Origin of the sequence: Microbacterium sp. ZW T5_45 (assembly GCF_044987415.1) — a bacterium.
Classification (GTDB): domain Bacteria; phylum Actinomycetota; class Actinomycetes; order Actinomycetales; family Microbacteriaceae; genus Microbacterium.
This window is the reverse complement of record NZ_JBJDRJ010000069.1, coordinates 1-7,910: the sequence shown is the minus strand read 5'-3', so window position 1 is coordinate 7,910 and position 7,910 is coordinate 1. Positions and strand designations below refer to the sequence as shown.

Below are 7,910 nucleotides of genomic sequence, written 5' to 3'. Positions count from 1 at the left end.
CGTGGGACACGAAGGCCTCCTGTTGTGAGAAGCGGTTCCTAGACAGCTCCACTCCATAACGGGAGGCCTTCACTCATCGACAGATCAACCGCGATTCACGCAACAACGTCCCTGGACATCACACCTAACCGAGCACAACTGGTACCATAACTGGTACCAGAAGGGTGGACAGAATGGCGATCACCACGAGCGAGGCACGCAGAGACCTGTTCGGCCTCATCGAGCGGGTGAACCTCGACCACACTGAGGTCGAGATCACCTCCCGGCGCGGCTCGGCGGTGCTGATGTCGAAAGACGAGTACGACGCCCTCGTCGAGACCGCCTACCTGCTGCGCTCCCCGGTGAATGCACGCAGGCTCCTGTCGGCACTCGACAGCGCACGCGAGGGCGAGACCGCGGAACACGACCGCATCGACCCATGAGCGATCGGTTGCTCACCTGGACCGCAGAGGCCTGGGAGGACTATCTGTATTGGCAGACGCAGGATCGGCGCACCCTGCGGAGGATCGATCAGCTCATCGCCGATGTCCTGCGAGACGATCCCTTCGACGGCATCGGCAAGCCCGAACCCCTGAAGCACGCATTGTCCGGCGCCTGGTCCCGCCGCATCGATGAGGCGAACCGGCTCGTGTACATCGCGGATGACCTCCGAGTGACGATCTTGCAAGCGAGGTACCACTATTGATCAGCGAGTTCAGCGCAGGTGTGCGGACGCTGTTCCGGGGCTTCGGTCTCTGGCGGACGAGACCGGGGCTCATGGCCCTGGGACTCGTCCCCGCGATCATCGCGGTCATCGTGCTGGCTGTCGCGCTGGTTCCCCTGCTGTTCAACCTCCCGACGGTGAGCACGTGGCTCACGCCGTTCGCCGACGGGTGGGACGAACTCTGGCTTACGCTCTTCCGCACCGCGGTCAGCGTCGTCGTCGCCGTCGCCGCCCTGGCGGCAGCCAGCGCGATCTTCAGCGCGCTGACGCTGACGATCGGCGACCCCTTCTACCAGCGCATCTGGCATGCGGTCGAGATCGACCTCGGCGACGCTCCCCCGGCCGATGGCGGCGGATTCTGGTCGGCACTCGGCGAAGGGCTCCGCCTCGCACTGCTCGGCATCCTCGTCGCGGTGATCGTTCTTCTCGTCGGATTCATCCCGTTCGTCGGCAGCGTCCTCGGGCCGGTCCTCGGCGTGGTCCTGACCGGCAGACTCCTCGCGAGGGAGCTCAGCGGCCGCGCGTTCGAGGCTCGTGAGCTCAGCCCCGTCGATCGGGCGTCGCTCTTCGCCGGCAGCCGTGCCAGAGTGCTCGGCTTCGGAGTCGCCACTCAGCTCTGCTTCCTCGTGCCCGGTGGAGCAGTCGCCGTGATGCCGGCCGCCGTCGCGGCGTCGACCATGCTGGCCCGCGACATGATGGCGCGCACCCCGCTCACGACGGCACAGTCCGGGGACCGCTGATGCCCGAGGGCGACACCGTCTTCCGCACGGCTCGACGACTCGATGACGCTCTCACCGGAGGCGAGGTCACCCGGTTCGATCTGCGCGTTCCCCGGCTCGCGACCGCGGATCTGCGCGGACAGACCGTGCACGGCGTGGTGCCGCGTGGAAAGCACCTGCTCATGCGGATCGGCGAGAGCACTCTGCATTCCCATCTGCGCATGGACGGCGCGTGGTTCGTCTACCGCCCGGGCGAGAAGTGGCGGCATCCGGCGTTCAAGGTCCGTGCCGTCGTGGGCACCGCCGACCGTGAGGCGGTCGGTGTGGACATCGCCGAGGTCGAGCTCGTCCCCACCCGCGACGAGGGCGACCTGGTCGGTTTCCTCGGTCCCGATCCGTTGAGCGCGGACTGGGATGCCGCGGATGCCGCGGCCCGCGTGGGCGCCGACACGCGGGCCATCCACGTCGCGCTTCTCGACCAGCGCAACGTCGCGGGCTTCGGCAACGAATACGCCGCCGAACTGCTGTTCCTGCGCGGCGTGCTGCCGACGACACCCTCGTCGGACGTCGATGTCCCCGCACTCCTGGACCTGGGTGCGCGCACGATCAGAGCCAACCGGGACCGACGAAACCGGACCTTCACCGGCATGGATCGTCCCGGCCAGGCGACGTGGGTCTACGGGAGGGCGGGGCGCCCGTGTCGTCGCTGCGGAACGCCGATCCGGACGGGCGCTCAGGGAGCGGATCCGACCCGCGAGCGCATCACCTTCTGGTGCCCGAACTGCCAGCGTTGAGCAGCATCCCGCACCGGGAATGAATCGCTGCCGGCCATGGTTCATTCCAGTATCCGGACAGTTCCGCATCCGGACGGGAGGAATCGTGGGCAAGAACTACATCGACATCGAGAACGACCAAGGCGACACGCTGCGTTACCGCAAGCACGCCAATGGGCGCGGACTCGTCGCGCACGGCGCGAAGGTGCATCCGCGAGCCCATGTCGAAGCCGGCGCATACATCGAACCCGGCGCACGCGTCGGAGCGGGCGCGATCATCGCTCGCGGCGCATGGATCGACGCCGACGCCGTGATCGGCGACAACGCGCACATCGAGGCGCACGCACACATCGGCCAGGGGGCCGCAGTGGGTGACGGCGCGACCGTCGGCGTCCGCACCGAGGTCGGCGCGGGAGCGCGCATCGTGCGCGGAGCCCGCATCGGCGACGATGAGACCGTCGCCGCCGGACTCACCATCGCCACCAACCCGAAGGGCCTCTGGCTCGCAGCCTGAGCAACGCCTCCGGCTCACTGCTCGAACAGCCCCCTCCGCGCTGGCTCCGACTTCGGGGCCAGCGCGGAGTCGCGTCTGGCCGCGGGGCCCGAGGAGTCGATCGGCCGCGCCACCCCGGAGAAGTGTGCGGGAAGGTGATGGTGCCCCTGAAGGGGAAGCCCCCTCGGCAGGGCCGAGTGCTGCGCCTTCGGCGAGTGAAAGGCATGTCCCGGTGGTGTCGACTCGGCGGATCGTCGCTCGATCGAGCGGCGAGCACGACGAGATGCCGACTCTGCGTCAGCCGAGAACCCTGGGGATCCGCCGCCCTCGATCGCCGCGGCTCTCGACCGGCGGCCGTCCCTCACCTCAGCGATCGGCGCGTAGAGCGCCAGCCCGATGGTGACGAGAGCGAACAGGACGGCGCCCATCAGAGTCCTGCTTTCCCGCACGAACAGCACGTGGGCGGTCACCAACCAGATCGCGGCGGCTACACCGACGACCGCCGAGACCACGAGGATCCGCAGGGATCCGCGGATGTGTGCGATTCCTGAGAGCGCGATCGCCGCGGCGAACATGAGCAACTCCGTGAACAAGGGGAAGGCCGGCGCTGTGTAGGTCCAGGCTTCGCCCGTGCTCCTGCGCCTCCGCGGGACTCGAAACTCGATGTCGGCGGACAGGTCTCCGCCGGCACGGACCCACGTGATCAGCGCGATCAGCGCGAAGCCTCCCGCGACCCAGAGCAGGACGATCCCGAACCTCCGAGACTTCTCCACCGCCGCTCCGATCCTGCGCTCCTCGACACCAGGATTCCGAGGTTAGAGCAGTCGCCGCTCCGACGCCCACACCGTCAGCTCGTGCCGTGACGACAGCTGCAGTTTGCGGAGCACGGCCGAGACGTGCGTCTCGACGGTCTTGATCGAGATGAAGAGCTCGGCGGCGACCTCCTTGTACGCATAGCCGCGCGCGATCAGCCGCATGACCTCCTGCTCGCGCGCCGACAGCCGGTCGAGCTCATCCTGAGCGGATGCCGTCTCGCCGGCCACCGCGCCGAAGGCATCGAGCACGAAACCGGCGAGCCGCGGCGAGAAGACCGCGTCTCCACCCGCGACAGCGTGCACGGCGCTGCTCACCTCCGTGCCGGAGGACCCCTTCGTGATGTAGCCGCGCGCGCCCGCACGGATCACGCGGACCACGTCCTCCGCAGCGTCCGACACGCTCAGCGCGAGAAAGCGGGCGGACGTGGGCATCGATCCGCGGATGACGTCTTCGCCGCCGGTCGCATCGCGTCCTGAGCCGCCGGGCAGGTGCACGTCGAGCAGCACCACGTCGGGCGCGGTCTCGGCGATCACCGCGAGCGCAGAGGGCACGTCGGCGGCCTCGCCGACGACCTCGACCGTCGCATCGAGGTCGGCGCGCAGGCCCGAACGGAAGATCGAATGGTCGTCCACGATCACGACGCGGATGCCGTCAGACACGGGGCTCTCCTGGGGTCGGGAGGTGCAGGCGCACCTCGGTGCCGTTCTCTCCGCTGCGCACGTCGCCGGTGCCTCCGTGTCGCCGCATGCGGCCGATGATCGACTCGCGCACCCCGAGACGATCGCTCGGCACCTGGTCGAGGTCGAACCCGGCGCCCCGGTCCCGGATGAACACGTCGACACCCGCGCTGCTGCCCTCGATGTACACGGAGATCTCACCACCCGCGTGGCGGGCCGCGTTCAGCATCGCCTCGCGCGCGGCCGAGGCGAGCCCGCCGCTGGCGCGCTCGGCGGAGAGCCCCGCGGAGACGACATCGATGCGCACCGGATAGTCGAGCTCGAGTGCCGCGGCGTAGTCGCGCAGATCGGTCGCGATGTCGCTGTCGGCAGGCGCATCGCCGTCGTACAGCCAAGCGCGCAGCTCGCGCTCCTGGGCGCGGGCGAGACGCGCGGCCTCGCTCGACGCACCGGCGCGGTTCTGGATCAGCGCGAGCGTCTGCAGCACCGAGTCGTGCAGGTGCGCCGCCATCTCGCTGCGCTGCTCCTCACGGATGCGCTTGACGCGCTCGCCCGAGAGTTCCCGCCAGCGCTGGATGAGAGTGGATGCCGCGACGGCGAGGAGCCCGATCAGCGGCAGGAGCACGAGGGCGACGCTGGTCGCCCCGGTGGGCCTCGCGAGCAGCAGGACCAGCAGGAGCGTGAGCAGCGCAGCGGCGAGCACCCGGATCGTCAGCGCATGCCGCGGGCCCCTGGCTGTGTCGACGCGGTCGATGAGCTCCGCCCACAGTCCTGCGGCCGCGGCGAGCGCAACCGCTCCTCCGACGACCAGCGCCGCCAGCCGGGCATCGAGCGTTTCGCCGCGCCAGAATCCGCCGATGCTCCAGATCACGACGAGCAGTGTGCCCGCCCCCGCGGCGGAGAGCAGGATCCAGGCGACCGGGGCACGACGGGTCGGCGCGTCCTCGCCCTCGGCCCACGGGGTGAACACCCAGCACCACGCGTAGAGCAGGATGCCGGCTCCGCTGAGCAGCCCCAGCACGACGAACAGCGCACGCACCACCGGCACCGGCGCGCCCAGGTGCCGCGCGAGGCCCGCGCACACCCCGGCGACGAGGCAGTCCCGATCGCGTTCGAGAGGCGGCCGTGGCGTCACTGCGCGCGGGGCGCGGGGCGACGCGGCGGAAGAGGACATGACGCCATCCAACCACCCGGGCAGCGGGTGGGGAGCATCCCCCGCGAGGAATCAGGGGGCGCTCAGGGGTTCACCCCATAGCCGCGCCCGCCCCGATACCGAGAGGATCGAGACATGACCAACACCTCTGATCCGGCACCCGGCGACGACGAGTCCCGCGAGTCCGCGCCCGCCGACGCGATGACGGATGCCGACACGGGAACGGATGCGGCGAACACCGACGCGGACGCACAGTCCGGGGTCGCGAACGCTTCCGACGCGGATGCCGCCGCGAGCGCACCGATCGACGTCGACACGGAGTCGACCGACAACGCCCCCTCCGCCGACGATGGCCTTCTGACTCACGACGCTCCTCCGACGGACGACACTCCTCCCGCGGGCGACACTCCTCCGGCGGGCGATGCCCGTCCGCACGACGAGCCCCGGTCATATGACGCGCCCCCGTCGTACGACATTCCCCCGGCCGCGGGGCCTCACGCCGCCACAGGCACAGGCACAGGCAGCAGTGCTCGCTCCGGAACCCGATCGTCGGCATCCGCAACGGCCGACCGCCTCTTCGCCTGGGTCTCAGGACTGGGTGTCGTCCGCTCGGAGGGCTGGCTGGGCGGTGTGTCCGCCGGCATCGCGGCCCGGCTGCGGATCGATCCGCTGATCGTCCGCGGCGTGCTCGTGGTGGCCGCGCTGTTCGGCCTCCCGGTGATCTTCCTCTACGCACTGGCATGGGCGCTGCTGCCCGATGTCGAGGGCCGCATCCATGCCCGAGATCTGTTCCGCGGCGATTACCAGCCCGTGCAGTGGGGCATCCTCGCGACCGCCGTCATCGGGCTCGTGCCGACCGCGCCGCTCACGGGAGCGGTGTTCGGGCTCGGCTACGGCGGATGGTCGGTGTTCTCCGTGTTCACGTGGATCGTGGCCCTGGCGATCGTCGGCACCCTGATCTTCCTCATCGTGCGCGCCGCGAGCCGCACCCCGGGCGTCTCTGCGTCGGATCTGCCGATGGCTTCCGCAGACCCGACGACCCCGGGCGCGCCCGTCACCCTCGACGATTCGGGTTCGTCCGAGGGGGCGGGCGCCACCTGGACGCCCGGTTCGACAGCATCCGCCGCCGCGGCCCGCACCGCGAACTATGCGCCGCCGGCGCCCACCGCAGTGCTGACCGATCCTGTCGTGCCTCCGCGCCCCGAACCCCCGGCGGGCCCGGTCACGGACTCGCCCGAGTCCCTCGCCCTCTGGAAGGAGCAGCACGCGGCCTGGAAGGAGCAGGATCAGGCATGGCGGCGACAGCAGCAGGACGCCGAGCGCGCGGTGCGTGACCAGCTCCGCCGCGAGCGCCAGGCCGAGGCGACCGTGTTCGCTGCCGAAGCCGCCGAGCGGCGGCGCGTGCGACGCCAGTCCAATCCGCGGGCGAGCTTCGCCTATGTAGCCTCGGTCGGCGGTCTGGCGATCGTCATCGGCGCCGGTGTCGCGCTGTGGAGCGGTCTGGGTGCGTCAGCGGGAGCGGTCGGCGTGCTGTCGGCCGCGCTCGTCCTCGCGCTCGGAATGATCGTTGCAGGAGCCTGGCGCCGACGCAGCGGGTTCCTCGCATTCCTCACGGCGACCACGCTGATCATCGGACTGATCGCCGGGGCGGTCAGCTCGACGCCCTGGACAGTTCTGGGCTCTGTCAGCATCCAGAACGATCGAGCGGTGACCCTTGTTCAGCCTTTCGGCGAACTCGACGTGTCACTTTCGGTGCACAGCGATCGCCCGGTTCCGATCAGCGTCGACAAGGCGACCGGTGTCACCTACATCACCGTGCATCCAGGCATCGAACTGGACCTGGCCGCGACGTTGGGCAACGGAAGCGTCACGTGGACGAGGCTGAGCGAGAACGGCGAATACCTCGACGGCGGCTCGCTCTCGGGCAGCACGGGGACCAGAGGCTCGTTGTCGATCGACGAGAAGCTGGCCGCCGAGAACGGCGAGATCGACACCGTGCAACCGGTATCGATCACTCAGAACTCCGGCGACATCCAGATCACCATCATCGAACCCACGGAGGACGAGCGATGAGCAGTTCCGACCACACCGCCGGCATGATCCCTCCGGCAGCGCCCGCGATGCCACGCCCTGAGGCCGGCGCTCAGGCTCCCGCGGCACCGCGCACGCGCTGGGCTTCGATCATCTGGGGGCTCGTGTTCGCAGCGGTCGCGGTGGCGGGCATCTGGACGCTGAGCGTCGAGAACAGGCGTGACGACCTCATGGCCTGGATCGGTGACCTGACCCCCGGCACGCTCGGCGGGATCGCGCTCCTCGCGGTCGGAGGGCTGGTGCTGGTGCTCGGCGCGATCGGCCTCATCCGCCGCGCGCAGCGGCGCTCGGCATCCTGAGCGCACCGCACGGCACCGGCCCTGAGCTCTCCCTCACCCCGAATTCCAGCGGCGAAAGTGAACTTCTGCGGCCACATCCACAGGATGTGGCCGCAGAAGTTCACATCGGCCGCATGAACGAGCGGGTCGAGGGCGGGTCCCCGCCCCGGGATACCCTGGCGTGATGGCGAAGAACCCGCGGCGCCC

10 protein-coding genes are annotated in these 7,910 nt (G+C 69.8%); 7 read left to right on the top strand and 3 right to left on the bottom strand.

Annotation, left to right across the window (positions count from 1 at the left end):
* The first annotated feature begins 173 nt into the window (after positions 1-173).
* The 5 genes from ACI3KS_RS19320 (at position 174) to ACI3KS_RS19300 (ending at position 2,709) form a co-directional block, all read left to right on the top strand.
* Positions 174-422 carry a type II toxin-antitoxin system Phd/YefM family antitoxin gene (locus ACI3KS_RS19320; protein ID WP_404920166.1) on the top strand — a complete coding sequence of 83 codons (249 nt, stop codon included), beginning with the start codon at positions 174-176 and terminating at the stop codon, positions 420-422.
* The gene (locus ACI3KS_RS19315; protein ID WP_404920165.1) at positions 419-685 is read left to right on the top strand and encodes a Txe/YoeB family addiction module toxin; all 267 of its coding nucleotides are present in this window, start codon (positions 419-421) and stop codon (positions 683-685) included. Before ACI3KS_RS19320 ends, ACI3KS_RS19315 begins: the two co-directional genes overlap by 4 nt.
* Entirely contained in the window at positions 682-1,443 is a 762-nt protein-coding gene (locus ACI3KS_RS19310; protein ID WP_404920164.1) for an EI24 domain-containing protein, read from the top strand. Before ACI3KS_RS19315 ends, ACI3KS_RS19310 begins: the two co-directional genes overlap by 4 nt.
* Positions 1,443-2,216: a DNA-formamidopyrimidine glycosylase family protein gene (locus ACI3KS_RS19305; RefSeq protein WP_404920163.1), complete on the top strand. Its 774-nt coding sequence runs from the start codon at positions 1,443-1,445 to the stop codon at positions 2,214-2,216. Before ACI3KS_RS19310 ends, ACI3KS_RS19305 begins: the two co-directional genes overlap by 1 nt.
* Before the next feature lie 85 nt (positions 2,217-2,301).
* Positions 2,302-2,709, top strand: a complete 408-nt coding sequence (locus ACI3KS_RS19300; RefSeq protein WP_404920162.1) for a transferase — start codon at positions 2,302-2,304, stop codon at positions 2,707-2,709.
* A gap of 14 nt (positions 2,710-2,723) precedes the next feature.
* Here ACI3KS_RS19300 and ACI3KS_RS19295 read toward each other — a convergent pair whose 3' ends face one another.
* Genes ACI3KS_RS19295 through ACI3KS_RS19285 form a run of 3 tightly spaced genes read right to left on the bottom strand, consistent with a single transcriptional unit; the run spans position 2,724 to position 5,355 of the window.
* The gene (locus ACI3KS_RS19295) at positions 2,724-3,461 is read right to left on the bottom strand and encodes a hypothetical protein (RefSeq protein ID WP_404920161.1); all 738 of its coding nucleotides are present in this window, start codon (positions 3,459-3,461) and stop codon (positions 2,724-2,726) included.
* Between the two features lie 42 nt (positions 3,462-3,503).
* Positions 3,504-4,163: a LuxR C-terminal-related transcriptional regulator gene (locus ACI3KS_RS19290; RefSeq protein WP_404920160.1), complete on the bottom strand. Its 660-nt coding sequence runs from the start codon at positions 4,161-4,163 to the stop codon at positions 3,504-3,506.
* Entirely contained in the window at positions 4,156-5,355 is a 1,200-nt protein-coding gene (locus tag ACI3KS_RS19285; RefSeq protein WP_404920159.1) for a PspC domain-containing protein, read from the bottom strand. Before ACI3KS_RS19285 ends, ACI3KS_RS19290 begins: the two co-directional genes overlap by 8 nt.
* Positions 5,356-5,469: 114 nt before the next feature.
* Between ACI3KS_RS19285 and ACI3KS_RS19280 the strand changes: the two genes are divergently transcribed.
* Together ACI3KS_RS19280 and ACI3KS_RS19275 are read left to right on the top strand one after the other, a co-directional pair.
* A complete protein-coding gene (locus ACI3KS_RS19280) occupies positions 5,470-7,407 on the top strand; it encodes a PspC domain-containing protein (protein WP_404920158.1) in 1,938 nt (645 codons plus the stop codon).
* On the top strand, positions 7,404-7,724 hold the full coding sequence (locus tag ACI3KS_RS19275) for a hypothetical protein (RefSeq protein ID WP_404920157.1): 321 nt from the start codon (positions 7,404-7,406) through the stop codon (positions 7,722-7,724). Before ACI3KS_RS19280 ends, ACI3KS_RS19275 begins: the two co-directional genes overlap by 4 nt.
* Positions 7,725-7,910: the final 186 nt, after the last annotated feature.